General features: G+C 51.9%; 18 protein-coding genes. 10 read left to right on the forward strand and 8 right to left on the reverse strand.

What is annotated here, in order from left to right:
• Positions 1-100 precede the first annotated feature (100 nt).
• The 3 genes from IEV97_RS13815 (at position 101) to IEV97_RS13825 (ending at position 5,573) form a co-directional block, all read left to right on the forward strand.
• Positions 101-4,045 (forward strand): phosphodiester glycosidase family protein, encoded by a 3,945-nt coding sequence (locus tag IEV97_RS13815; RefSeq protein ID WP_188502074.1) that lies wholly within the window; start codon positions 101-103, stop codon positions 4,043-4,045.
• A 152-nt stretch (positions 4,046-4,197) separates the two neighbouring features.
• A complete protein-coding gene (locus tag IEV97_RS13820) occupies positions 4,198-5,301 on the forward strand; it encodes an Mrp/NBP35 family ATP-binding protein (RefSeq protein ID WP_188502075.1) in 1,104 nt (367 codons plus the stop codon).
• Positions 5,302-5,306: 5 nt separating this feature from the next.
• Positions 5,307-5,573: a NifU family protein gene (locus IEV97_RS13825; RefSeq protein WP_188502076.1), complete on the forward strand. Its 267-nt coding sequence runs from the start codon at positions 5,307-5,309 to the stop codon at positions 5,571-5,573.
• 23 nt (positions 5,574-5,596) lie between these two features.
• Here IEV97_RS13825 and IEV97_RS13830 read toward each other — a convergent pair whose 3' ends face one another.
• Positions 5,597-5,740, reverse strand: coding sequence for a hypothetical protein (locus IEV97_RS13830; protein WP_188502077.1), 144 nt, complete (start codon positions 5,738-5,740; stop codon positions 5,597-5,599).
• Between the two features lie 515 nt (positions 5,741-6,255).
• On the opposite strand from IEV97_RS13830, the gene fahA reads away from it, so the two are divergent.
• Entirely contained in the window at positions 6,256-7,527 is a 1,272-nt protein-coding gene (gene fahA / locus IEV97_RS13835; RefSeq protein ID WP_188502078.1) for a fumarylacetoacetase, read from the forward strand.
• 171 nt (positions 7,528-7,698) lie between these two features.
• Positions 7,699-8,064 carry an endonuclease domain-containing protein gene (locus tag IEV97_RS13840; protein WP_188502079.1) on the forward strand — a complete coding sequence of 122 codons (366 nt, stop codon included), beginning with the start codon at positions 7,699-7,701 and terminating at the stop codon, positions 8,062-8,064.
• A 146-nt stretch (positions 8,065-8,210) separates the two neighbouring features.
• Here IEV97_RS13840 and IEV97_RS13845 read toward each other — a convergent pair whose 3' ends face one another.
• The 6 genes from IEV97_RS13845 to IEV97_RS13870 all read right to left on the reverse strand — a co-directional run bounded on the left by IEV97_RS13845 (position 8,211) and on the right by IEV97_RS13870 (position 15,862).
• Positions 8,211-10,142: a polysaccharide biosynthesis protein gene (locus IEV97_RS13845; RefSeq protein WP_188502080.1), complete on the reverse strand. Its 1,932-nt coding sequence runs from the start codon at positions 10,140-10,142 to the stop codon at positions 8,211-8,213.
• 346 nt (positions 10,143-10,488) lie between these two features.
• On the reverse strand, positions 10,489-11,622 hold the full coding sequence (locus tag IEV97_RS13850) for a DegT/DnrJ/EryC1/StrS family aminotransferase (protein ID WP_188502081.1): 1,134 nt from the start codon (positions 11,620-11,622) through the stop codon (positions 10,489-10,491).
• A gap of 124 nt (positions 11,623-11,746) precedes the next feature.
• A complete protein-coding gene (locus IEV97_RS13855) occupies positions 11,747-12,349 on the reverse strand; it encodes an acetyltransferase (protein WP_188502082.1) in 603 nt (200 codons plus the stop codon).
• 386 nt (positions 12,350-12,735) lie between these two features.
• Positions 12,736-13,383 carry a sugar transferase gene (locus IEV97_RS13860; protein ID WP_188502083.1) on the reverse strand — a complete coding sequence of 216 codons (648 nt, stop codon included), beginning with the start codon at positions 13,381-13,383 and terminating at the stop codon, positions 12,736-12,738.
• A 162-nt stretch (positions 13,384-13,545) separates the two neighbouring features.
• Complete coding sequence (locus IEV97_RS13865) at positions 13,546-14,508, reverse strand: UDP-glucuronic acid decarboxylase family protein (protein WP_188502084.1); 963 nt, start codon at positions 14,506-14,508, stop codon at positions 13,546-13,548.
• A 1-nt stretch (position 14,509) separates the two neighbouring features.
• A complete protein-coding gene (locus IEV97_RS13870; RefSeq protein ID WP_188502085.1) occupies positions 14,510-15,862 on the reverse strand; it encodes a UDP-glucose dehydrogenase family protein in 1,353 nt (450 codons plus the stop codon).
• A gap of 585 nt (positions 15,863-16,447) precedes the next feature.
• Between IEV97_RS13870 and IEV97_RS13875 the strand changes: the two genes are divergently transcribed.
• Together IEV97_RS13875 and IEV97_RS13880 are read left to right on the forward strand one after the other, a co-directional pair.
• Positions 16,448-17,347, forward strand: a complete 900-nt coding sequence (locus IEV97_RS13875; RefSeq protein ID WP_188502086.1) for an alpha/beta fold hydrolase — start codon at positions 16,448-16,450, stop codon at positions 17,345-17,347.
• 17 nt (positions 17,348-17,364) lie between these two features.
• Positions 17,365-17,616, forward strand: coding sequence for a hypothetical protein (locus tag IEV97_RS13880; protein ID WP_188502087.1), 252 nt, complete (start codon positions 17,365-17,367; stop codon positions 17,614-17,616).
• Positions 17,617-17,696: 80 nt separating this feature from the next.
• Here IEV97_RS13880 and IEV97_RS13885 read toward each other — a convergent pair whose 3' ends face one another.
• Positions 17,697-19,100 (reverse strand): FAD-binding oxidoreductase, encoded by a 1,404-nt coding sequence (locus tag IEV97_RS13885; protein WP_188502088.1) that lies wholly within the window; start codon positions 19,098-19,100, stop codon positions 17,697-17,699.
• 72 nt (positions 19,101-19,172) lie between these two features.
• On the opposite strand from IEV97_RS13885, the gene IEV97_RS13890 reads away from it, so the two are divergent.
• The 3 genes from IEV97_RS13890 (at position 19,173) to IEV97_RS13900 (ending at position 26,878) form a co-directional block, all read left to right on the forward strand.
• A complete protein-coding gene (locus IEV97_RS13890; protein WP_229733946.1) occupies positions 19,173-19,811 on the forward strand; it encodes a C40 family peptidase in 639 nt (212 codons plus the stop codon).
• 296 nt (positions 19,812-20,107) lie between these two features.
• Entirely contained in the window at positions 20,108-23,281 is a 3,174-nt protein-coding gene (locus IEV97_RS13895; RefSeq protein ID WP_188502089.1) for a TonB-dependent receptor, read from the forward strand.
• Positions 23,282-23,518: 237 nt separating this feature from the next.
• Complete coding sequence (locus tag IEV97_RS13900) at positions 23,519-26,878, forward strand: TonB-dependent receptor (RefSeq protein ID WP_229733947.1); 3,360 nt, start codon at positions 23,519-23,521, stop codon at positions 26,876-26,878.
• The last annotated feature ends 99 nt before the right edge of the window (positions 26,879-26,977 follow it).

Consider the following 26,977-nt stretch of genomic DNA (forward strand, 5'->3'; position numbering starts at 1 on the left):
AGGCGCATTCACTCGTTATTTTAGGCTCATTGCTCTATATTAGCCCTGATTTAGCTCTACTATTGATTCAACCAACTTATTGAAATTCCATCGCTGAAATATGACAAAAAGCTATACCCGCCTTCTTCTGTTAGTCTCTTTTTCTTTTTTAGGTTCCGCAGCCGCTAAGGCACAGCAGCCGGCACTGCAATGGGAGCCGCGCCAGGATCTGAACGTGCTGTTGCCGCCCTCTGTCCGTGTGTACGAGGCCAGCGGAAAACTGGCAGACGGCGCGCCGGTAAGGGCGGTTTATGCCACCGTGGATCTGCGAGATGAGAACCTGAAACTGCGTTCTGTGGGCAGCAACACCAGGCGCCAGACCACCAAAGAAGCTTACCAGGAGCACGAGGCCATACTTGCCATCAACGCAGGCTATTTTGCGGCAACATCCTCTGTCAGCCTCCTCATTTCCGATGGTGAGGTCATAGCGCCAGGCTCAAAAGCCCCTACCCGGGGGGCTTTCGGGCTTGTAAACGGTAAGCCCGAGATCACCTGGACCTATGGCGAAAAGGAGTCCGGGAAGGTATACAAGTACCCTGTTCCGCAAAAAGCGGCCGGCGCAAAAACGGCTATACCTGGCGGTGGCGAACTTTGGATGCCCAACCAGGCGACCGGCGGCGGACCAGTCCTCCTCAAAAACGGGAAGTTGAACATCACCAGTGGAGAAGAAGGCTTCGGGGGTTCGCACCTGATGCGCCACCCGCGCACCGCCATCGGGTACCCGGATGCGCATACCTTGGTGCTGATGGTGGTGGACGGTCGCCAGAGCAGCAGTGCGGGCGTTACTCTACCCGAACTGGCCCAACTGATGCAACAGCTGGGCTGCCAGGAGGCCCTGAACCTGGACGGAGGCGGCTCCTCAGCCATGGTAGCGGCCGAAGAAGTCGTGAACATCCCGACCGACATACCGAACGGAGACCGGAACAGCCTGCGCAAAAACGCCTCTGCCCTGGTCTTGTCCGAGGCGATCAGGTCTGTTAACCGTGAAGTCATTTACATCGATACCGACAGCCGCCACTATACCGAGGCCGGCCTGTGGGGCAAAACCAACCATGCCAGCTATTATGGCACTACCCCTTCCCGCCAATCCACCATCAGCTCCGAGACCTTTAAAGCGACTTACAGCTTCGACAGCATCCCCAGTGGCAGATACCAGCTGGCCGCCTGGTGGACGGTGAATGAAAACACAAATGCCACCCGCGTACCTTACGTGCTGCACCACAGCGGAAAAACAGACACACTGTACACTGACCAGAAAGCGCTCGCTACCAGTGGCAGATGGAATGTGTTTGGGGACTTTATACTAGGCCCCGGCGATTACCTGGAACTGATCAACAAAGGCAAAGGCGGTAAAGTAGTAGCCGACGCCGTGCGGCTGGTGGCGCTGGAGCAGTTCCCGCAGCAACCGAAGCGGGGCGACCTGCGCATTGCCGTGATCAGCGACCTGAACTCCGGCCTGGGTGCCGATACCTACGAGTGGCAGGTAGACAGCCTGCTGCAGCGCCTGCCGCGCATCTGGCAGCCCGACCTGGTGGTGTGCGGGGGCGACATGGTGGCAGGGCAAGGCGTAACCAGCAATGAGACTTTGCTTAAAATGTGGGCAGGCTTTAACAGAAGCATCGCGCAGCCTCTCCGAAAAGCAAATGTCCCCTTTGCTTTTACGATCGGCAACCACGATGGCGGCCGCTCCTTCCCCAGAGAGCGTAAAGCCACCGCAGACTACTGGGCTAAGCAGGAAAACGCACCCGGCCTGCAGTTTATCGACCGCTCACACTTTCCTTATTACTACTCTTTTGTGCAGCACGGCATCTTCTTCGTCTCCTGGGATACCTCCTCTCCTGACATAACAGAAGAAAACCTGGCCTGGCTGGCAGAGCAATTTAAGAAGCCCGAAGCCAAACGTGCCAAGCTGCGCTTCGTAATCGGCCATATGCCCCTCTACAGCGTGGCCCAGGAGCGTGACTCCAAAGGCAATGTGCTCAACAACCCCGAGCGCCTGCGCCAGCTGTTGCAGCAATACAAGGTACATACCTATATCAGTGGTCACCACCACGCCTACTACCCGGGCAAGCGGGGCGGCTTAGAACTCCTCAATGCCGGAGCCGCCGGTTCAGGAGCCCGCGGCTGGCTGACCCTGGATGAGTCACCAATGAACACCGTCACGATCATGGACATTTTCCTGGAGCAGGATTCGATAGCCTATACCACCTACGACATCAAGCACCGAGACTCCCGCGACATGGCTTTGTTCGATGAGCAGAAACTACCACGGGCCATTTTCGGCGTGAACGGTCACCTCATTCACCGGAACGTCCGCACGGGCGGCAAAGCAGAAGGTATACTGTCTGGCTTACATACAGGCGAAGCCCTCAACACAAAAGGCACAGGCGCTGTAGAGGCACAGATCAAAAACGGCAAACTTTTTATTGCTGGCACCTTCCGCGAACTGGAAGGCAAGCTGCCTAAGGAAGGTATAGCCATTGGGGTATACCAGGGACGGAACACAGAACCCGGCGAATTGCGCTACACGCTCAAAGCAAAACCAAAAAATAGCAGAAAAGGCCGTTTCAATGGGGTTTTTGACCTGACGGAGGATACCGCAGAACTACTGGCGGTAGGGGCCTTGCATGTGCAACTCCATACCGATCAACAACCGAAAGGTGCCTTAAGAGCACAGCTATACCCACTCTCTAACCAGGCACCAGCTGCCCCGGTCTTTACTTCGCATCAATCCCGCAACGTGTATGCGGTGCGTAACATTGAGGCGCTCTTTGAAGTGGCTTGGAGCGCCGCAAGAGACCCGGACAGCGACTTTATTGGCTATACCTACCAACTGGCCACTGATCAGGACTTCCACAACATCATCTGGCACAAAAGCACCGGCAGGGTAAGATACCTGAAACTAAGGGAGCAGGACTGGTATAGCGTACTTGGCCATGCTGCTGTTAACCAGCCGGTCACCTTCTATCACCGGGTCATCGCATCAGACGGCAAGCACCTTACGTACGGAGAAACCACTCCTTTCCAGTTGATGAAGAGCGAGCAGCCACTCGAGGACTTTGTGGAGGTGCCGGCACCAACTTATGTATTCGATGGCAAAATTCATGAAACGGGAGCCGGCATGGGTGCCCAGTGGGATAAGGATGGTAAACTTTGGCTAGCCGACTATTATGGCAAGCTCATAGTAAAGCAAAAGGACGGGCAGGATGCCCCCTTCTCGCCACTGCAACAGGTAACTGTTAACGGCCAAACCTATGACCTGAACACGATCAATGGCATTGGGGTAGATCTGGACGGGAACATCCTGATCGGCCGGAATCGCCACCTCCTCAAAATAGACGCCGCCACCGGACAAGGTTTAGCGGTTTGGGAGGTACCCGAAGGCAACAGGGCCATCACCTCTCCCCGCGCCAACAACAAAGGGGAAATATACCTGACCTCGCTGTTTGCCGAAGATAAAAATTTTGTGCTCAGGCAGAGCACCTCTGACCCATCGGCATTCGAACTTGTGCGTACGCTCGTGTTCCCGGGTCGCATCCTTGCCCGTGAGTTTGACATGACACCGGATGGGCTCACGCTTTACTTCCCCAACCCGGGTAGTCCGTATATACAGGTATACAGCAGCAAAGATGGTATCACCTATACCCGGGCGGAGGACATCACCAGTATAGCGGCCGGCTGCAATGCCATTGGCATAGGGCCAGACAACACCATTTTCACAGCTGTCAGATCGAGTGGTGTAGTGCCGTCCTCGTTCCACTTCCGCGACGATGCCAGAAAGCGCATGTGGACACTGCCCCTGCCAGAGTTGAACGGGGCCGAAGCCAGAGGTATAGGCGTATCGCCGGACGGGGAGACGCTCATATTCTGCAGCTGGGACAAAGGAGGCGGATTTTACCGCTATGTGCTTCGGAAAGAAGCGGATACCAAAGCTGCGACCTTAGAGGAAACAGGTAAACCAGAAGCTACAAAAAACAGAGAAGCTAAGAGAGAAAACAGGCAGTAGCTATACCTGAAAAAGGGCCATCCTATACCTGAAAGTGCACAGCATTTCATCCGGGTTTAGGCCTTCCTGTCTGCCAGAACTGTTCTACATAAATCATGTTTAAAGTTTTTTTGTTTGTATCTTTGTAAGGCTTCACAAAAGCAACTAACACTATGGCAATTACGAAAGAAGATATACTCAAAGCCCTCAGCTATGTGGAGGAGCCGGATCTTGGCAAAGACCTGGTGACCCTGAACATGATTGAGGATGTGCAGGTAGACGGCAAGAACGTGAGCTTCACCGTTATCCTGACCACACCGGCCTGCCCACTCAAAGACCTCATCCGCAATGCCTGTATCCGCGCCATTCATACCATGGTGGACAAGGAGGCGGAAGTGACCGTGAACATGACTTCCCGTGTGACTTCTGGTCGCGCAGGCAGCAGCGAAGTACTTACGGGCGTGAAAAACATCATTGCGGTGGCCTCCGGAAAAGGCGGCGTTGGCAAGTCTACGGTTACCAGCAACCTGGCCATTGCCCTGGCGCAGTCTGGTGCTAAAGTAGGCCTGATCGATGCGGATATTTTCGGGCCGTCTATACCTACTATGTTTGGTGTGGAAGACCAGCGTCCGAGCATGGTACAGGGTGACCATGGCAAGAACTACATCATTCCGGTTGAAAAATATGGCGTGAAACTGATGTCCATCGGTTTCCTGACGCCTCCTGATCATGCGGTGATCTGGCGTGGCCCGATGGCGAGTTCTGCCCTGAAGCAATTCATCACGGACGTGGAGTGGGGTGAGCTGGATTACCTACTCCTTGACCTTCCTCCGGGAACATCCGACATCCACCTGACCATGGTACAGGTACTGCCGGTAACAGGTGCTGTGATCGTAACGACTCCTCAAAAAGTGGCGATTGCCGACGCCCAGAAAGGTCTGCAGATGTTCCGCCAGCCGCAGATCAACGTGCCGGTGTTGGGCGTGGTGGAGAACATGGCTTACTTTACGCCTGCCGAGCTTCCTGAGAATAAGTATTATATCTTTGGGCAGGAAGGCGGACAGAACCTGGCCAGGAAGTTCGATGTGCCGGTATTAGGCCAGGTGCCGCTGGTTCAGAGCATCCGCGAGAGCGGTGATGCGGGAACTCCGGTGGCCTTGCAGAACGATTCTCCGGCTTCCGGTGTTTTCAGAGAGTTGGCCCAGGCTGTTGCGCAGCAGGTGTCTGTTCGCAACGCGACTTTGGCCAAAACACAACCAGTAGAAATTAAAAGCTAAGACAAATGGCTACCATTAACGTTGACAATGATTTTTTACTTCGCATTGAGAGTGCCCTCGACCAGATCAGGCCATACCTGGAAGCTGACGGCGGCAACGTGAAAGTGCTCGAAGTAACCGATGATATGACTCTTAAGTTGGAGTTGCTCGGCGCCTGTGGCACTTGCCCCATGTCGACCATGACACTCAAAGCGGGTGTGGAGCAATCTGTGCTGAAGGCAGTGCCTGAAATCAGAGCGGTAGAGGCCGTTAATGTTATTCCGCTGGGGTAGTTATCTGACAAAAGACAATAGACTTAAGGCAGGTGCTGAGAAATCGGCACCTGCTTTTTTGTTGGATTAGGCAGGTATAGGTATAGGTATAGGTATAGGTATAGGTATAGGTATAGGTATAGGTATAGGTATAGCTTCGTAGCCAATGCCAGTCTTAATCCCAGCAACGGACAGGTCGCGACCTGTCCCTACAGACGACGCCCATTAAGAGGGCTCTGCTACAAGGCTCTTTGGGATTTCTCAATCCCCGACAGTGGGCCTCTAGCGCTCTTTCGGACATCCATGTCCGAAAGTAATTCTGCCGGGGACATCCTTGTCCCCGCATACCTGAAAGCACAACGGACGCACGGGGATGTGGACATCCCAACTGATGGGGCGGGGACCTTCGATAAAGTTTTCGGATATGGATGTCCGAAAGAGCATTTGGATGTTCTGAATAGCATTTGGAAAAGCGGCCAGTTAAAAATCCTGAAAACTTCCGGGAAGTCCGACAGACAGCGCACACGCGCGGGACGCGAGCGAGGGTATGCGTATAAATTGCAAAACCACAGATTACCGATTCACTTAAATGGAAGGGATAACAGGTATATTTATGTATATTCAATTTACCCATAAAACTTTCATCTTTCCCATACCCCTCAAAATCTCTATCTTTGTCTAACAACCCAGATTTTCTTGCACTATGATCAAAGCGAACGACCCTTCCCTGCATTCCTGGATAGAAATAGCGCCTGAGAGCGACTTCCCGATACAAAACCTCCCTTTCGGCATTTTTGAGTCAGCCACCAAAGACCCGCGTGTTGGCGTGGCCATCGGCGACTATGTACTGGATCTTTACGCGATCGCTCAGCATAACCTGTTCGAACTCCTCGACATCGACCCGACTGTTTTTCACCGCCTATACCTGAACGATTTTATTGCTTTAGGCAAACCAACCTGGCGGGCCGTACGCAACCGCGTGTCCGAGCTGTTGCGAAACGACAACGACGAGATTAGCGGCAACAGCAGACTAATGCAGGAATGTCTCATAAAGCGAAGTGACGTCCGTATGCTGATGCCGGTGAAAGTGGGTAACTACACGGACTTCTATTCCAGCATTGAGCACGCTACCAATGTGGGCACCATGTTCCGAGATCCGAAAAACGCCCTGCTGCCAAACTGGAAGCACATCCCGATCGGCTACCATGGCCGGGCCTCTTCTATCATCGTATCAGGCACCGACATACGCCGCCCGAACGGCCAAACCAAAGCGCCTGATGCCGAAGCCCCAACTTTCGGTCCGTCCCGCCTGCTCGACTTTGAGTTGGAAGTAGCCTTTATCACAGGCCGGGAAACCAGACTGGGCGACATGATAAGCCCGGATGAAGCCGATGACTATATCTTTGGCCTCGTGCTCTTCAACGACTGGTCTGCCCGCGACATGCAAACCTGGGAGTACGTGCCTCTAGGGCCTTTCCTGGCTAAAAGCTTCGCCTCTTCCATCTCGCCCTGGGTAGTCACACTCGATGCCCTGGAGCCATTCCGCGTGAAAGGCCCCATGCAGAATCCGAAACCGCTGCCCTACCTGGCGTTCCATGGCGAACATAACTATGACATCAACCTGGAGGTACTCCTGAAACCAGAGGATGGACAAGAGAACAGCATCTGCCGTTCTAACTTCAAGTACATGTACTGGAACATGAATCAGCAACTGGCGCACCAGAGCAGCAACGGCTGTAACATACAGGTCGGCGACATGTACGCCTCCGGCACCATCAGCGGCCCTGACAAGACCTCATATGGCTCCATGCTCGAACTCACCTGGCGCGGCACGCAGCCTATCCAACTATCCGATGGCACCGAGCGCAAGTTCATCAACGATTACGACACCGTGATCATGCGCGGCTTCGCTGAGCGGAATGGGATAAGAGTTGGTTTTGGCGAGGTGAAGGCGAAGGTGTTGCCGGCTTTGTAAGCACCCTGGCCGCTTTTCACCTGCCCCCTCCTAAAAACAGGTGGGGGAGTTTAAAATCCGAGGGTTTCTCAGCCTCTACACCAGTAGCAATAAAGTTAAATGCACTAAAATTATTAAGAGAGGAACAATTCCCCTCCTCGGAGGGGTTAGGGGTGGGTTAATCGTTCACAAATGAAACGAAAAATTATACCCTACAAGCCACATTTAAAAGCTTTGGCAAAGCAACTCCGTGATAATAGTACTCTTTCAGAAGTTTTACTCTGGGATGAACTTAAGGGAAGGAAGTTCCTAGGATTAGACTTCGATCGCCAGAAACCGCTTGATAAATTCATTGTGGACTTCTATTGCAAGGATCTGATGTTGGCAATTGAGATTGATGGTAGTAGCCATGACTACACCTATGAAACCGATAAATCCCGGCAGGGCACTCTTGAAAAGCTAGGAGTTTCATTTTTGAGATTCGAAGACATGCAGGTGAAGCAAAACATATCTAATGTATTACGTGAAATTGAAGCCTGTGTGTTGGAGAACAGATAGTACGTGAAACCCACCCCTACCCCTCCGAGGAGGGGAATTCCCACAGGATGATTTCTCACTGCTTATTAAGTTTCAGAAGAACTTTATAAGCATTAAACAGCAAAGGCCCGGTAAATCCGGGCCTTTGCTGTTTAATGTTGGAGGTCTTACTGCACCATTGAGTCCAGCTCCTCGAACCTGGAGTTCTTACTTTTGAACTCGGGGACGATCTTTTTCATTTGTTTGACTGTATCAAGCTCGTCGCCTTCTTTGTTGAGGTTGAGGAGCTCGTTGATGCTGGCGAGGACCTTGTTGTAGGTATATTCGCGCACTTTCGACACTTTGATCTTTTCGTGGTGGGTCGGGATTGTCAATTCTTCCTGGTTCAGGAGTTCCTCGAAAAGCTTCTCGCCTGGACGCAAGCCTGAAAATACGATCTCGATATCGTTGGAGGTCAGACCGGCCAGTTTGATCATCTTGCGGGCCAGGTCCACGATCTTCACAGGTTGTCCCATGTCGAAGATAAAGATCTCGCCGCCTTTGCCCATTGTGCCGGCCTCGAGTACCAACTGTACCGCTTCCGGTATGGTCATGAAGTAGCGGGTGATATCTGGGTGCGTCACCGTGATCGGACCGCCTTTCTCGATCTGAGAGCGGAAGCGCGGGATAACAGAACCATTGGATCCCAGCACATTGCCAAAGCGGGTGGTGATAAAACGGGTCTGCTGCAAGGCGGTGCCTTTCACATTGTCCTGCAGTTTTGGCTGTGCACTGATGTTGTTGAGCGACTGGATATAGATCTCGGCGATACGCTTTGAGGCGCCCATGATATTGGTCGGGTTCACCGCCTTGTCCGTGGAGATCATCACAAACTTCTCTACATCGAAGGTCATCGAAAGATCTGCCAGGTTTTTAGTGCCCATTACGTTCGTCAGGATTGCTTCCGAAGGATTGCTTTCCATCATCGGCACATGCTTGTAAGCGGCGGCATGGTACACCATTTGGGGATTATACTCCTTGAAAAGGGCGTACATGCGGTTGAAGTTCTGAATATCGGCAATACATAGCCTGATATTGGCATCCGGGAAGTGCTCTTCCATCTCCAACTGCAGTTCGTGCAGAGGAGACTCAGCCTGATCACAGATGATCACCATTTCCGGCTTGTACGACAATACCTGGCGCACAATCTCTGAACCAATAGAGCCGGCACCTCCTGTGATCAGGATGCGCTTGCCGGCCAGGTCAGCTGATATTTTGTCGTTTTCGATCACGATTGGTGGACGCTGCAGCAGGTCTTCAATACGCAGATCCTGAATCTGGTTCATGCGCAGCTGCCCTGACATCCATTGCTCTGTCGGTGGAACAGTCACTACTTTTATACCTAGCTCCACACAGGTTTCGATCGCATTTTTGCGGGCGTCCGATTTCAGGTCTTCACTCAGGATAACCAGCTTATCGATTTTCAGTTTCCGCTGCAGTTTCTCGATATCGTTGATGTGAAACACCCGCTTCTGCTGGATGTGCTTGTCAATCTTGTTGGGGTTGTCGTCGACAAAACCTACTATGTTCAGGCGACCTGCATTACTGAGTTCCAGCGCTTGTTTCACCAGGATGGCAAAACTATCGGCTCCATAGATCAGCACAGACTCCTTGTCGCCGCTGGCACCGCGCTTGATATAATAGAACAAGGCCTTTGCTCCCAGGCGCATCATGATCAGCACCGAAGAACTGATAAAGAAGTTGACCAGCAGCACAACGTAGATGTTCACAGAGTCAATATGCAGCTCTGGTGAAACCCAAAAGCCGATGATGGCCCCATACAGTAAGCTGGCCATCAAAACGGCCGTGAAGATACGGTAAATGTCGTCGGTGCTGGAGTAGCGGATCAGGCCGGTATGGATGCGCATCGCGTAAAACACTACCACAGAAATTGCCAGGTATATACCGCTATACACAAAGAAGTGACCGCGCAGAATTGTTTCAAAATCAAACTGGCGGATGATGAAGAAAGACAAAGCAAAAGACCAGGTAGAGATGACTTGATCGATGATCAGAATGATCCATTTTGGTAAAGCTTTGTTCTGTAAAAATGTTTTCATACGGTAGTCTCGGGTAGAGAAGAGCTTAGGTTACGGCAAAAGGCTGAAGTAGGTTTTAATTTAAATTAATACCTGTATAGTCCAGTCAAAAGTTCCCAGTCCACATTATAAGTTAGTTAACAGTTCATACCTTAACTAAATCTTAACGCAGCTTCACCGGCATAATTATATCCTTCACAATTTAAAAGATATAAATGCCGTCCAAAATTAAAGAAAAAAACTGAAATATCAGTTTTTAACTTGCTGTTTCTCAATTGAAACAGTTACTAGCCTATACGTAAAAATCCGCCTGTGCTTTGCATATCATGCTAAGGTACAGGCGGATTTTATTTATAATTCATCTTTTCTATCGGGCGAAACAGGCTTTGATGCAGCTTACTACCCGTTCTCTCTCCTCGTCCGTCATATTAGAGCCGGATGGCAGGCAAAGTCCCTGGTCAAACAGACGCTCGCTGGTGCCGTTGCCATAATAAGGCGCATTGGCAAACACCGGCTGCAGGTGCATCGGCTTCCAGAGTGGGCGCGACTCGATGTTCTCCTGCTCTAAAGCCAGACGGATGTCCTCACGGCTCACCCCCTGGCTATCGTCCACCAGCACGGTGCTCAGCCAGCGATTGGAGTAATAATCCCCATTAGGCTCCTCTGAAAACTGAATCGCAGGTATAACAGCCAGCGTCTCCTGATAAAAGGAATAGTTGGCACGGCGCTGCTGCACACGCTCCAGCAGTACATCCATTTGTCCGCGGCCGATGGCAGCACATACGTTGCTCATGCGGTAGTTATACCCAATGTGCGAGTGCTGGTAGTGCGGAGCCGCATCACGAGCCTGCGTCGCCAGGAAACGGGCCTGCTTGATGTAGGCTTCGTTGTTCGAAACAAGCGCTCCGCCACCAGAAGTCGTGATGATCTTATTCCCGTTGAACGATAGAATGCTCATGGCTCCGAAGGTCCCCAGCTTCTGCCCTTTGAAAAAAGAGCCCAACGCCTCTGCAGCATCCTCCACCACCGGTATCTCGTGGCGGTCGGCTATGGCCATGATGCGGTCCATCTCAGCCGGCATACCATACAGGTGCACGACGATAATCGCCTTCGGCTTTTTGCCATTGCGCAGTCGGTCCTGAATAGCCAGTTCCAGTAAGTCAGGCGACATGTTCCAGGTGCGGTCTTCGCTGTCCACAAAGACAGGTGTGGCGCCTTGGTAAGCGATTGGGTTGGCGGATGCAGAGAAGGTCATGCTCTGGCAGATCACTTCATCACCCGCCTTCACCCCCAGCATGATGAGCGCCAGGTGCAGCGCCGCCGTGCCGGAACTCAGGGCTGCCACATGCACCCCCTCCCCCAGGAAGTCAGCCAGGTCACGCTCAAAGCCATCTACATGCGGACCAAGCGGCGCGATCCAATTGGTATCAAACGCCTCTTTGACATTTTTAAACTCGTTTGTTCCCATGTGCGGGGAAGAAAGCCAGATTTTTGGATTCATAGTAAGTATTTGGACAAATGAATTTTAGACAGAGGACAATTGACGATTAAAATCTTAGATTGCTTTTTACCCGCATCATGATTCACTCCTGAGTGAGTATTGCTTAAAAATTTATACTGCCTGGTCAGCTGTTATAGTGCTTTTTTATAATTCGGGCCGGATTGCCCACGGCTGTTACACCGTCTGGTATATCGCGTATCACCACGGCACCTGCCCCTATTTTGCACCACTTTCCAATCTTCAGGTTCGGGATCACTATGGCGCCGGCACCAATGTGCGTGCCTTCTCCTACCTGCACGTTCCCGCTCAGCACTGCCCCCGGAGATATGTGTGCATAATCTCCGATCTGACAGTCATGATCTATGCTGGCTCCAGTGTTGATGATCGCATGCCGCCCGATTTGAGCGTCAGCCTGTATAATAGCTCCCTGCATCACGACGGTGCCTTCGGCAATATTAGCAGAGGGCGAGATGATCGCGGAGGGGTGAATGGTTTTGCCGAAAACTATATCCAGTTTTTCGGCCACCCGACGGCGGATGCTGTTGTCGCCGATGCTGATGATCACCGGCTGTTCAAGCTCCTGCTCTATTTCAGCGCCTAGCACAGGTATACCGCTTATCGCTTTTATGGCAGGATTCTTATCAAAGGCCCCCAATACAGGTATACCCATATCACGCAGAATATCGATGATCACTTTCGCATGTCCACTTGCGCCGTACAGGTACATAGTTTTTCGTTAGTAGTGAAGGTGCAAAGTTAAGAATTCTCAGTTTGTCATTTCGAATGTAATGAGAAATCTGGAATAGTGCTTGCCTGAAGCTTTATTTAGGCCCCCTACCTTAAGGATTTACAGGTTTTTAGGATTTTCTGAATTCTCATGCACGATTAACCCACCCCTGCCCCTTCGAAGGGGACTTTACGTTATACCGGTTCCAACCACCCCCAGCCCCTCCTTGTCTAAGGCGGGGAATCTGCTATACTTTAGCCTCTTAAATATATATAGCTACTAGTATTATGTCAGTTAAAGTGTTGTGTCTGAGCAAAAACTACAACAACTACAAGTAAGTAAATTTAAAGTAGTAAGAAAAATTCCCCGCCTTAGACAAGGAGGGGTTAGGGGTGGTTGGATTTCTCTTGCGTGAAGGAAGCAGACGGTGTCCCCCTAAACCGCTCCATCGTAGCAACTCCCTCTGCACTGATCCCCTCCGATTTAAACACTTTTCCAATGGTCATAAAGATGATCTTCACATCCAGTAAAAAAGAAACATTATCTACATACCACACATCATAGCGGAATTTCTCCTCCCAGCTGATGGCATTGCGGCCGTTTACCTGTGCCCAGCCAGTGATACCAGGGCGCACTTCGTGGCGGCGGCCTTGGGTTTCATTGTAGAGTGGCAGGTATTCAACCAGCAGAGGGCGCGGACCTATCAGCGACATATCTCCTGCGATCACATTAAGTAATTGCGGTATTTCATCCAGAGAGGTCTTTCGTACAAAAGCACCAATCGGGGTTAGGCGTTCAGCGTCTGATAGCAGTTTGCCTCGCTCGTCCCGGCGGTCGTTCATGGTCTTGTACTTGATCACCCGAAAGATGCGACCGTCCTTGCCCGGGCGTGGCTGCAGAAAGAAGGGTTTTCCATCATTGGCAGTCGCCAGCAGCAGCGTGACCACCAGGAACACGGGAAGCAGCACGATGAAAGCCACCAGGCTAAGCACAAAATCGATCAGGCGTTTAAAGAAACGGCTATAAACCTTCATCTTGTTTTAAATGGGATCTGTACTCCTGTAATAAAAGCTCCCAGAATTGGGTCTGCTCGTAACTCTTTATTAACAAAAGAAATGTTAAGAGCAAAGAATGGATAACTAAAATTGTATTCTAGTTACCCATTCTGATTGCATTAAATTTATATATAAATAGTTTCACTGATTATTAGTGCTGGGCACTTTTACTTTTTGCTTGAAGTACTCGAGCGTTCGCTGCAGTCCTTCGGCGCGGTCCACCTTCGGCTCCCAGCCCAGCACTTCTCTGGCCTTGCTGATGTCCGGCTGGCGCTTCTGCGGGTCGTCGGTCGGCAGCGGCTGGTACTCGATGTTGAGCTCCGCCCCGGTCAGCTTGCAGATCTCCTCGGCAAACTGCCTGATGGTGATCTCGGACGGGTTGCCGATGTTGACCGGCATGTGGTAGTCGCTCAGCAGCAGGCGGTAGATGCCCTCCACCAGGTCGTCCACGTAGCAGAAGGAGCGCGTCTGGCTGCCGTCGCCGAAAATGCTCAGCGGCTCGCCGCGCAGGGCCTGGCTCAGGAAGGCAGGCAGCACGCGGCCGTCGTCCAGGCGCATGCGCGGGCCGTAGGTGTTGAAGATGCGCACGATGCGCGTCTCCAGCCCGTGGTGCATCTGGTAGGCCATGGTCATGGCCTCCTGGAAGCGCTTGGCCTCATCGTAGCAGCCGCGCGGCCCCACCGGGTTCACATTGCCCCAGTAGTCCTCGCTCTGCGGGTGCACGAGCGGGTCGCCGTACACCTCCGAGGTGGAGGCGATCAGCATGCGGGCCTTCTTGGCCATAGCCAGGCCCAGCAGGTTGTGCGTGCCCAGCGAACCCACCTTCAGCGTCTGGATCGGGATCTTGAGGTAGTCGATCGGGCTGGCCGGCGAGGCAAAGTGCAGAATGTAGTCCAGCTTGCCCGGCACGTGCACGAACTTGGACACGTCGTGGTGGTAGAACTCAAACTGCTCCAGCTTGAAAAGGTGCTCGATGTTCTCGAGGTTGCCGGTGATCAGGTTGTCCATCGCGATCACGTGGTAGCCCTCGGCTATGAATCTGTCGCACAGGTGGGAGCCGAGAAACCCGGCGCCGCCTGTTACCAATACTCTTTTTCTGGCCATACTATACCGTCTCCTTTGTTTGTTGTGGAACCATGGCCTGCTTGACGCCGATGCCGAAGTAGGTGAAGCCCTTCTCCTCCATCTCGCGCGCGTCGTAGATGTTGCGGCCGTCGAACACGACCTTCTCCTTCATCAGCTTGTTGACCACGGCGAAGTTGGGCGAGCGGAACTCGGGCCACTCGGTCACCAGCAGCAGCGCGTCGGCGTCGATCAGGGTCTCGTACTCGTCCTTGCCGTACTCGATGCGGTCTCCCAGAGAATGCTTGGCCTCCTTCATGGCCACCGGGTCGTAGGCCTTCACCTTGGCGCCCTGCTCGAGCAGCTTCTCGATGATCACCAGCGAAGGGGCCTCGCGCATGTCGTCGGTCTTCGGTTTGAAGGAGAGCCCCCAAACAGCGAAGGTCTTGCCCGAAAGGTCCCCGTTGAAGTAGTTCATCACCTTGTTGAAGAGCACCGACTTCTGCTTCTCGTTCACCGTCTCCACCGACTTCAATACCTCCATGGAGTAGCCGTTCTCGGAGGCCGTCTTGATGAGCGCCTTCACGTCCTTGGGGAAGCAGCTTCCGCCGTAGCCGATGCCCGGGTAGATGAACTTGTTGCCGATGCGGGCGTCCGAGCCGATGCCCTTGCGCACCATGTTCACGTCGGCGCCCATAATCTCGCACAGGTTGGCGATGTCGTTCATGAACGAGATCTTGGTGGCCAGCATGGCGTTGGCCGCGTACTTGGTCATCTCGGCGGAGGGGATGTCCATGAAGATCAAGGGGTGGCCGTTCATCAGAAACGGCTTGTAGAGCTTGGCCATCACCTGCTCGGCGCGCTCGGAGTCCACGCCCACCACGATGCGGTCGGGCTTGAGGAAGTCGTCGATGGCGGCGCCCTCCTTCAAAAACTCGGGGTTGGAGGCCACGTCGAAGGCGATGTCGGCGCCGCGGGCCTCGAGCTCGCCTGCGATGGCGCGGCGCACCTTGGCCGCCGTGCCCACCGGCACGGTGCTCTTGGTCACCACCACCAGGTAGTCGGTCATGGAGCGGCCGATCTCGCGGGCCACGGCCAGCACGTACTTCAGGTCGGCCGAGCCGTCCTCGCCCGGGGGCGTGCCCACGGCGATGAAGGCCACCTGGCAGCCCTGCACGCTCTCGGCAAGGTTAGTGGAGAAGGAAAGGCGCTCCTTCTGGGAGTTGCGCAGCACCATCTCCTCCAGGCCGGGCTCGTAGATGGGCAGGATGCCCTGCTTGAGGTTGTCTATCTTCTTGGAGTCGATGTCGATGCAGGTCACGTCGATGCCAACCTCGGCAAAGCAGGTGCCCGTTACCAGGCCCACGTAACCGGTGCCAACTACAGCTATTCTCATAGGTAAATGTTATTAATGAAGTACAAACTTAAAGTTTTTTAAAATAATCAATACGCAGTCTCAACAAACTTGCCTGCATGTTCTTGCCGTCTTTTCTAACAACGTTGCCCACTTAAACAAGGGAATGGTTGTTTAAAAAGCGTCAATTCATTTAGGGCATACACATTTATCGATAAAATTGTAAATAGTAACACAGGAATGTTTCCCATGAAACATGCGCTGTTAAAGAGACAAAATTAAACATTATTTAAGAAGGATTTGAATTTGGCTACACCATGATAGCCTTTCCACTGTCTGGTGATTTGATCGCATGGCAGAGTCTTTCCTTCGAAATACCGCGAACCGGCGCCTTGTCTTACTTTGTTCAGCACAAAAGAGTTGCGGTATGGCCTCAAAAATTAAAATAAATCAATACGACCCTTTTCCCGACCTGACAGCCTGTGTTGCTAAGGCACCTGTTTTTATACGTAACCCAAGTGCCGCTTTTCCTTTAATTTAAATACGCAGGGCACATTTTTACTTTTCCCTACAACCTGAGTTTCTGTCTCAAGTATAGATAAGGGAAGCTAACACCCTGAGTCACCTATGAAACCAGACTGGCTGGACACCAAAGAATATCCCTTCAAATCCAAGTTCCTGGAATTAGAAGCCGGCAAGATGCATTACATCGATGAAGGGGAAGGTCACCCGATCGTGATGATTCACGGCACACCTTCCTGGTCATTCGCGTACCGCAACCTGATCAAGCTCCTGAGCAAAAAGTACCGCTGTGTGGCACTGGACCTGATCGGCTTTGGCCTGTCGGACAAGCCAAAGGACTGGAGCTATAAGCCAAGGGCCCATGCCGCCAACTTCGAGCAGCTGATGGAGCACCTTGGGCTGACCAATATCACCCTGCTGGTGCATGACTTTGGTGCGCCAATTGGCCTGGCGTATGCCATCAAATACCCCGAGAAAGTCCGGAGCATCGTAATGCTCAACACCTGGACCTGGTCTCTTTCTAACCATCATGTCTTTTCAAAGGCCAGTAAATACCTGGTGGGCCCGCTTGGCAAGTTTCTGCACTCCAAGCTTAACCTCACTACCGATGAGCTGGTGCATGAACTGTTCGGGCAGGAAAGTAACATGCCGGAGAAGCTGAAAGCTCAATACACCCATGCACTGGGCGACCCCGATGAAACAGTCAGTTCGCTGGCCTGCGCCCGGGAGCTGGTTGGCGTCAGCAAATGGTATGATGAATTGTGGAAAGAGCGCAAAAAGATCCAGGATATTCCGACCCTCATACTATGGGGTGAGCGCGACAAACTTGTCAGAATTGAGGCCCTGCAGCGCTGGAAAAAGTTTTTCCATGAGTGCTATGTCCTGCACTTTGAGGACAGCGGACATTTTCTGATGGAAGAGCATGCCGATGAGGTGGCGCAGTACGTTAGTAATTTTATAAAAGAGGAAGACAAGAAAAAGGAGAAGACATTACACAACACTTAAACCCAAAAGGAGCGATTATGACGGAACCCGATAAAAACTTAAATGAAGCCTTGTTTCGCAGTCACCAGGCGACAGAGAAGGACAACCAGGCCCAGAGCGAGCTGCATAGCATGAAAACTGCTCCTGAGAACTCTAACACACAGCAGCCTGACGCGTCGCAGCCCAAACTGCACGAAACACCGCGCAACCTGCTGCAGTCCTGGGACACGCTGCGACAGTTGGACGAGGCATTGGCAGACAAGAAGCCAAACCATGACCGCAAAGCCTGACACAGACCGAAAGCCAGGGTATACCTTGGTTTTATACCTATAAAAAGCGGCAGCCATTGTATGACTGCCGCTTTCATTTTCTAGAAAATCTTACCCGGGTTCAGTATACCTTTCGGGTCAAAGAGCTGCTTTATACCTTGCATGAGCCGGAGTTGTACCTCGCTGAGCGCTATACTTATATAAGGCCGCTGCACCAGGCCGATGCCATGCTCCCCTGATATGGTGCCTCCCAGCGAAACACACAGCCTGAAAATCTCCTTTATACCCTCGGGCAACTTGTTTTGCCAGTCATCGTCTGACATGTCGCCCTTGACGATGTTGATGTGCAGGTTTCCGTCGCCAGCGTGCCCGTAGCACACCGACTTGAATTTATACCTCTCGCCAATTTCCTTCACGCCCCGAAGCAGCACAGGCAGCTCGGCACGCGGGACTACCGTGTCTTCTTCTTTGTAGACCGAGTTGCTTTTGACGGCATGGCCCACACTGCGGCGCAGGCGCCAGAGGTCTTCTTTTTGTTTTTCGGTATCCGCAACGAGTATATCGCCTACATCAAAGGTCTCCAGCACTTCGTATACCCGCTCCGCATCTTTGTACAGCAGGTCCATGTCGTTGCCGTCGAGCTCTATGAGCAGGTGGGCGCGCTCGTCGGCTGCCATCGGCACATCCAGGCTCAGGTAGCGGCACGCCCACTCAATGGCTTCCCGTTCCATAAACTCCAGCGCAGAGGGTACGATACCTGCCGTGAATATTTGGGATACGGCAGCGGCAGCCTCTTCTTCTTTCCGGAAAGGCACCAGCAGCACCAGGTTCTGGGTTGGGTAAGGTATTAGCCGGAATACGATCTTGGTGATGATGCCTAGCGTCCCTTCACTTCCGACCATCAGCTGTGTCAGGTTATACCCTGTGGCATTTTTGAGCACGTTGGCCCCGGTCCAGGTGATCTCGCCCGTTGGCAGTACGACCTCCAGATTCAGCACATAGTCTTTGGTCACGCCGTACTTCACCGCCCTGGGCCCGCCGGAAGACTCACTCAAATTGCCCCCTAACTGGCAACTGCCCCGGCTGGAGGGGTCAGGCGGGTAAAAGAGGCCGAGCGAGATCACGGCTTCCTGGAAAACCTGCGTAATGACGCCCGGCTCTACAGTCGCCTGCAGGTTGCGCTCGTCAATGGAAATGATGGCATTGAGCCGCTCCATGGACAGCACCACACCCCCGTGCACTGCCAGCGCCCCGCCACTCAGCCCGGTACCGGCGCCACGCGGCGTAACAGGTATAGCGTTTTCATGGCACAGCTGCATAATACGGCTGATTTCTTCTGCGTTCTTAGGTTTGAGCACTACTTCAGGCAGGTAGCGGAGGTCCTCGGTTTCATCGTGGGTATAGCGCACCATCCCTTCCTGATCAGCAGGCAGTACCAGCTGCTCCTCTCCGACGATGGCGGCGAAAGCTTCTACCAGAATCGGGGTTATCTTATTAAAATTCATTTTATATTAAATAGCTTATGCTTAATTTAGCAAGCCCGACAAAATTTTAGCCACTAATTACCAAGTTACGCTTTGAGAACATCAATTACCAATTACCTATTATTTATCTTTTTCATCGGGCTGATGGCTTCGTGCCAGTCAGCGAAGCCCACCTTCAGTAAGCGTGGCGAGACGTACAAGTCGGCCAGGGAGATAGCCGAGGAAAAGCGACAGGCCCGCAAACAAGCCAGAATGGCAGCCCGGAGCGGAGGAAAAGGCAAGGTTGCCTCCAAAGACCGCACCAGTCGCACCAATGTGCCCAACGCACGTCGCCTTGATGAGAATGTGGCCACGGTCATACAGACGGCCCGCTCCTATACCGGCACTCCTTATAAGTGGGGCGGCACTACGCGCGTAGGTATGGACTGTTCCGGACTGCTATGTACCTCTTTCCAGAGCATCAACGTGAACCTGCCCCGCACATCGGAGGAGCAGAGCCGCTTTGGCAAGGCTGTAAAGCCGAGGGAACTCAAAGAGGGAGACCTCGTATTTTTCGGGGCTAACAAATACAATCGGGAGATCACGCACGTAGGTATGGTAACGGAAGTGAACAACGATAACGAAGTCAAATTCATACACGCCTCCACCAGCCTGGGTGTCATCGAGAACAACCTTTACTCCGATTACTGGCAAAAGATCTTCATCAAGGCGGTGCGGCCTTTTGATGACTAAGGCGCATGATGTCCGCTTAGTATTTCACTGCAAATTTTTCGAATGAACCTGACTCGTCACAGGTATAATTTCATGTCTGCCCGGCGTGGGTTATACCTCCTTTGAGGTATGGCATCCGCTATACCTAATATAAAGTAAAGCAGCAGCTATACCTGCTCCAAAGTGTCCGCCCCTACTTTATTCCAAATAAGCGCTACCCTGCCTGGCCGTAAAATTTAACATCAAATAAGAGATAAAATACTCATACATACGTACTTATAAGGAGTTATATTTTTTCAATTTAACTTATAAGTATTATGAGAACTATTTACACAAAGTTGCTTGTAACCCTCCTTTTGCTGCTAAGCAGCCACATGGTATGGGCACAGGGTACGACAACGGCGGCCATGAACGGCGTGGTGCAGGACCAGAACGGCTCTCCACTGCCTGGCGCAACGGTTATTGCGGTCCATAATCCTACCAACACGCAATATGTAGCCGCCACCAACGCAGAAGGTCGTTACAATATCCAGAACATGCGTGTAGGTGGGCCCTATACCGTACGCACCTCTTATGTGGGCTACCAGGAGCAGCGCGTCGACAACATCAACCTGACGCTGGGCCAGAACTACAGACTGGACCTCACCATTTCGGAAAGCACGACCACCCTAGGCGAGGTACAGGTCACCGCAACGCAGGACAAAGTCATTAACTCAGACAGAACGGGCGCCGCCACCAACGTATCCACCGAGCAGCTGGAATCCCTGCCCACCATCAGCCGCAGCCTGAATGACTTTACCCGCATCACACCGCAGGCCACCACCTCCGGGTCAGGTATATCGTTTGCCGGCCAGAACAACCGCTTCAATAACTTCTCGATAGACGGCACCGTGAACAACGACGTGTTCGGTCTCTCGGCAAGCGGCACCAACGGCGGACAGACCGGCGTGCAGCCCATCTCGCTGGATGCCATTGAGGCGATACAGGTGGTGATTGCTCCCTTTGATGTAAGACAAAGCGGCTTTACGGGAGGCGGCATCAATGCCATCACGCGCAGTGGATCTAATCGATTCACTGGCTCAGCCTATTATTTTGGCAACAACGAGCGCCTGGTAGGCAAAAGTCCGGATGATGCGCGCACCCGGTTACCGGACTTCACCGACTACCAGACCGGTCTGCGCATTGGCGGCCCGATCATCAAAGACAAGCTGTTCTTTTTTGTGAATGGCGAGAAAACCAAACGGGTAGCCCCGCTCCTCTTCGAACCCGGCACCACAGGCTCCAACATCACAGTAGACGAAGCCACGCGTGTGCTCAATGTCGCCAATCGGCTGGGCTACGATCCGGGCAGCTTCAGGGGCATAGACGATGAAACCAAGAGCGACAAGATCTTTGCCCGACTCGACTGGAACATCACCGACAACCACCAGCTTACGCTTCGCCACAGCTATGTGTATGGCGAGAACATTGACAACTCCAGGACACCGAACGCGCTGCGCTTTTCCAACAACGCCGAGTATTTCCCCAGCACGACCAACTCCAGCGTGCTGCAGCTGCGCAGTCAGTTTGGAGGCCAGTATGCCAACGAGGCCCTGATCGGTTTTACGGCAGTGCGTGACGACCGCGACATCATTGGCGCCCCTTTCCCGAGCGTGCTGGTCCGCCTGGCAGGTGGCCGCACCATTGCGCTGGGCGGCGAGCCCTTTTCCGGGCAGAACCAGCTCGACCAGGATGTGCTCACCATCACCGACAACTTCAACCTGTTTTTAGGGAAGCACACGATCACGCTGGGAACGCACAATGAGTTTTACAAGACGTTCAACCTCTTTATCCGGCAGGAGTTCGGGGCCTATGAGTATAATTCCCTCGAAGCGTTCGAGGCCGTTGGCACAGCGAATGAAACGGCGCCCGGCGCTTTCTTCCGGAATTACTCCCGCACAGACAACCGCCAGCAGGGTGCCGAATTTTCTGCCTTCCAACTCGGCTTCTATGCGCAGGACGAATATGCGGTGCTGAACAACCTGAAGCTGACAGCAGGTATACGACTCGACATCCCGACCTTTAATGACGAACCTGCCGCAAACCAGGAGTTTAACGAGGCCTTCAGAAGCAGGGGCCTGGCGACGGACAAGACACCGGGCGCACAGTTTATGCTGTCGCCCCGCGTGGGTGTTAACTGGGATGTAATGGACGATGGCAATACGCAGGTGCGTGGTGGGGCCGGTATCTTCACGGGTAGGGCTCCGTTCGTGTGGATCGCCAACCAATATACCAATACCGGGCAGATGCTGGGTAGCCTGTCACTCACCTCAGGTCCGGTTCTGGAGCAGATCCGCTTCAACCCGGACCCTAACTCCCAGCCAACGGCCACCACCGTGGGCCTGTCAGACCGAACCGCCGAGATCAACATCACAGACCCTGACTTCAAGTTCCCGCAGCTGTTCCGGGTCAACGCAGCCATTGACCAACGCCTTCCCTTTGACCTGGTGGCGACCCTAGAAGGTATATACTCTAAAAACCTCAACAACATCTACTACCAGAACCTGAACCTGGAGCAGACGGGCACCCTGACGGGGGCAGACAACCGCCCTGTTTTTGGCCGCATACAGGGCAACAATTTCCAGGACATCATCTATCTGACCAACACCAGCCGCGGCTATGGCTACAGCCTGACAGCGCAGTTACAGAAGACCTATATGGAGAACGGGCTTTCGGGTTCGCTGGCCTATACCTACTCCAGAGCCAAGGACGTGAACCCCGGCAACTCCAGCCAGGCACGGTCTAACTGGATCAACGTGAACCAGGTAGAGGGCCTTAATAATGTCCGGGAAGCGTTTGCTGACAATGATGTGCGCTCGAGGGTGGTGGCCGGCCTTACCTATAACCTAAATTACCTGGGCTTTGCTGGCACCACCATTTCCGCTTTTTACAACGGACAGTCGGGCGTGCCGCTTTCGTATATTTACAACGGGGACGTGAACAGCGACGCTGGTAGAACGAATGACCTGATCTACATCCCGGGCAATGCCTCGGAGATAAACCTGGTGCCTTACACCGAACGGGACGGAACCGTTGTTTCGGCTGAGCAGCAGTGGCAGGCGCTGGACGCCTTTATCAGTGGCAATGATTACCTAAGTGACCGAAGGGGCCAGTATGCCGAGCGAAACGGAGACAGGCTACCCTGGACGAACCAAATTGACCTGCGCCTGATGCAGGACTTCTATATAGGACAGGAAGAGAACAGCCACCGACTGCAGCTGACCCTTGACGTTTTCAATTTCACCAACCTGCTCAATAAGGACTGGGGCCGTCAGTACACGGCGACTTTCAACGCTTTCCAGGCCATTGACTTTGTTGGCTACGAGCCCGGCACCACAACACCCCGGTTCAACTATACCGGTCGCGGCCTGACAGACGGCGAGCCCTATTTTGTGAACGACTTTTCGTCGCGCTGGAGGGCCCAGTTTGGCATTCGGTACATTTTCAATTAAAAGTAAACCGCGTACTATTTTAATTGATTGCCAAAAAGAAAGGCGGAGCTGTATGGCTCCGCCTTTCTTTTTGGCAATCAGTGTTTAAGACTAACGGCACGTTTGCAAATTACAATAAATTATTGGTGCTAAAAAGCAAATAACATAAGACATTTTATTAATAATAATTTAATCTCTAAGTAGTTGCATTTCGATTTATACCCTCTAATTTTGCGGGCAAAAATCAATCAATCTTTTATGAAAAAGTTATTACTATCAACACTGCTTATGTTGCTGTGCGTGGTTACTATACACGCACAGGTGACTACAAGTAGCGTAAGTGGATCCGTGAAGGATTCGAAGGGTGAAGCTTTGATCGGGGCAACCGTAAGAGCAACACACCAGCCCTCGGGCACCACGTATGGCGCAGTGACCAATACAGATGGTCGCTTTAATATCGCCAACACCCGTATCGGTGGTCCTTATACCATCGAGGTAAGTTACATAGGATACCAGCCTATGTCTTTCACAAACATCACTTTGCAGCTTGGCCGCCCTTACGTGCTGGATGCTGTCCTGTCTGACGGTGGCACCCAGTTATCAGAAGTAATGGTGACAGCTGACCAGTCTTCTGTATTCAACGCCCAGAGAACTGGCGCGGCGACTAACGTAAGCACTGAGCAGATTGCCACATTGCCTACAGTAACACGAAGCCTTACTGACTTCACTCGTCTTACGCCACAGGCTAACGGTAATGGCTTTGCAGGTCGTGATGGTCGTTTTAACAACGTTCAGATTGATGGTGCAAACTTTAACAACGGCTTTGGCCTGAACTCCAACCCACTTCCTGGGGGCAGATCACAGCCTATCTCTATTGACGCGATCGAGCAGGTACAAGTAAACATCGCTCCTTTCGACGTTCGTCAGTCAGGTTTTACCGGTGCTGGCATCAACGCCGTTACTCGTAGCGGTAACAACGAGTTCTCTGGTTCAGTATATGGTTTCTACCGTAACCAGGACATGAATGGCAGAAGAGTAAATGGCGAAAAACTTGATCAGGGCAATGAAACATCAAGCCGTACTTTGGGTTTCCGTTTAGGTGGCCCAATCATCAAGAATAAACTATTTTTCTTCGTAAATGCTGAGAACATCGATGAAAAAGGCACTAACCCATTTGCTGTAAACCTTTGGAAAGCATCTGATGATGGTGTAGCTAACCCTGACCAGAACATTGCCAGAACTAAAAGATCTGACCTTGAAGCAGTGCGTAACCACCTGATCAACACCTGGGGTTATGACCCTGGCGCTTACGAAGGCTACGCGAATGATAATGGCACTAAGAGCACCAACTTACTGGCTCGTATTGACTGGAACATCAACGACAATCACAAACTGGCTGTTCGTTACAACCAGGTGAAAGGCGAGGCTGGTTCATTGGTGAATGGCAGCTCAGGCCCAAGCCCACGTTCTACTGTAAACCGCGTGAGCGATCAGTCTATGGCTTTTGCTAAAACCATGTACGATACAGAGAACATTGTACGTTCAGCTTCTGCTGAATTGAACAGCACCTTCTCTTCCCGTCTTTCTAACCAGTTACTGGCGACGTATAGCCGCATCCAGGACACGCGTAAATCTCCAAGCGAAATCTTCCCAATGGTTGATATCTGGAATGGTGGCACCAACTACATGACGTTTGGTTATGAGCTATTTACGTTCGGCAACGACGTACTGAACAACAACTACAGCATCACAAATAACCTGACCTACCTGGCTGGTAAGCACACAATAACTGGTGGTGCTACATTTGAGTCACAGAAGTTTGGTAACCAGTACATCCGTTTGGGTACTTCCTACTACCGTTATAACTCTGTTGAAGACTTCCTGACAACCGGTACTCCTAATGAAGTAGCTCCGATCATGTTCGGTCTGACTTATCCTTACGAAGGCCAAGACCCTTATGCTCCAATCGTATTGGGAACAGCAGGTGCCTATATCCAGGATAAATTTGCAGCTACTGACAGACTGGACCTGACCTTAGGTTTGCGTGCAGACATGCCAGTTTACATGAACGACCTGACTGCCAACCCATCTATTGATGAGCTTAACCTGAGATCTCCGGAAGGCGGCGACAAGAAATACACAACCAGCGAATGGCCAAAATCCAGAATTATGCTGGCTCCACGTATCGGCTTCAACTTTGACGCCTTTGGTGATGGTTCTTTGCAACTGCGTGGTGGTACTGGTCTGTTCAACGGCCGTGTTCCTTTCGTGTGGTTGACAAACATGCCTTCGAACTCTGGTGTAATCCAGAACAACGTAGAGCCTAACAGCTATGCATCAGTTGCAGGTTGGATTGGTGACATCCGTTTCCAACCAGAACAATACTACTGGTTGAACAACACACCGGCAAGCGCTCAGAACGTGTTCATCAAAAACCCAAGAGCTGGTGTTCCTACAAGCTTTGCTCTAGTTGACAACGAGTTCAGAATGCCTAAGGTATGGAGAACAAGCATCGGTGCTGACTACACGATCCCTGGAACGCCGCTGGTTGCAACTGCTGACATTATCTACACAAAAGACGTGAATGCAGCTTACCAGTTTGGTGCTAACAGAAAAGATGCTCCTACAACGCTGAACTACGGTGGTGAAGGCGAGAATGACAATAGAGCGTACTATCCAGAAGGTGCTAACAGCACAAAATACAATGCCGCTGTTAACGCTAACACTGCTGTAGTTTTAACTAATACTTCTAAGAAAGGTGAATCTTTCAGCAGCACGTTTGGTCTTTCTCTTCCGTCGCGTAATGGTTTGTTTGGTTCACTTTACTATACCTATACCTACGCTACTGAAGTATCTAGCAACCCAGGATCAAACGCTTCTTCTGCATGGTTAGGCAGCCCATCTGTAAACGGCCCGAACGAGCAGATCCTTTACAACTCGCAGTATGCAGTGCCTCATAACGTGGTAGGTAGCCTTTCTTATAAAGTTAACTACTTGAATAACCTGGCTACTACTGTATCGTTGTTCTACAACGGTTCACATCAGGGACGTTTCTCTTACACCTATAATGGTGACATCAACAAAGATGGTATCAATGCCGACCTGCTTTATGTGCCAAACGACGTGAACAACCTGAACTTCGTTGACATTATTGACAGCAAGACGAAAGAGGTGCTGTTCTCTGCCCAGAAGCAGCGTGAAGCGTTCAACAACTTCATTGAGAACGATGACTACCTGAACTCCAGACGCGGACAGTATGCTGAGCGTAATGGCGCCCTGATGCCTTGGTTGAACCGTTTAGACTTCAGATTGCTACAGGATATCTATACCAACATCGGTGGCAAGCGTAATACGCTTCAGATAAGCGCTGACGTAATGAACGTAGGTAACCTGATCAACTCTAACTGGGGTGTGAGCACAGCATTTAACAATGCGCAGAGCATCTTGGTAACCAACACCAAAGAGACTCCTATCAGTGCCGATGGTGTACCTACCTTCCAGATGAGAACAGTTACAGAGAACGGTGACACTGTGCTTCCTACAAAACCTTTCAGAGACGTAACAACGCTTTCTACTACCTGGTATGCACAGATTGGTCTGCGTTACATCTTCAACTAAGAAGTAATCAACCATTGCAACAAAAAGGCGGGACAAATGTCCCGCCTTTTTTATTTTCAAAAACTAGCGCCTCAGCTTTTGCATATTCAAAATTTGTTC

This window comes from Pontibacter amylolyticus (genome assembly GCF_014638845.1).
In the GTDB taxonomy this organism is placed as follows: domain Bacteria; phylum Bacteroidota; class Bacteroidia; order Cytophagales; family Hymenobacteraceae; genus Pontibacter; species Pontibacter amylolyticus.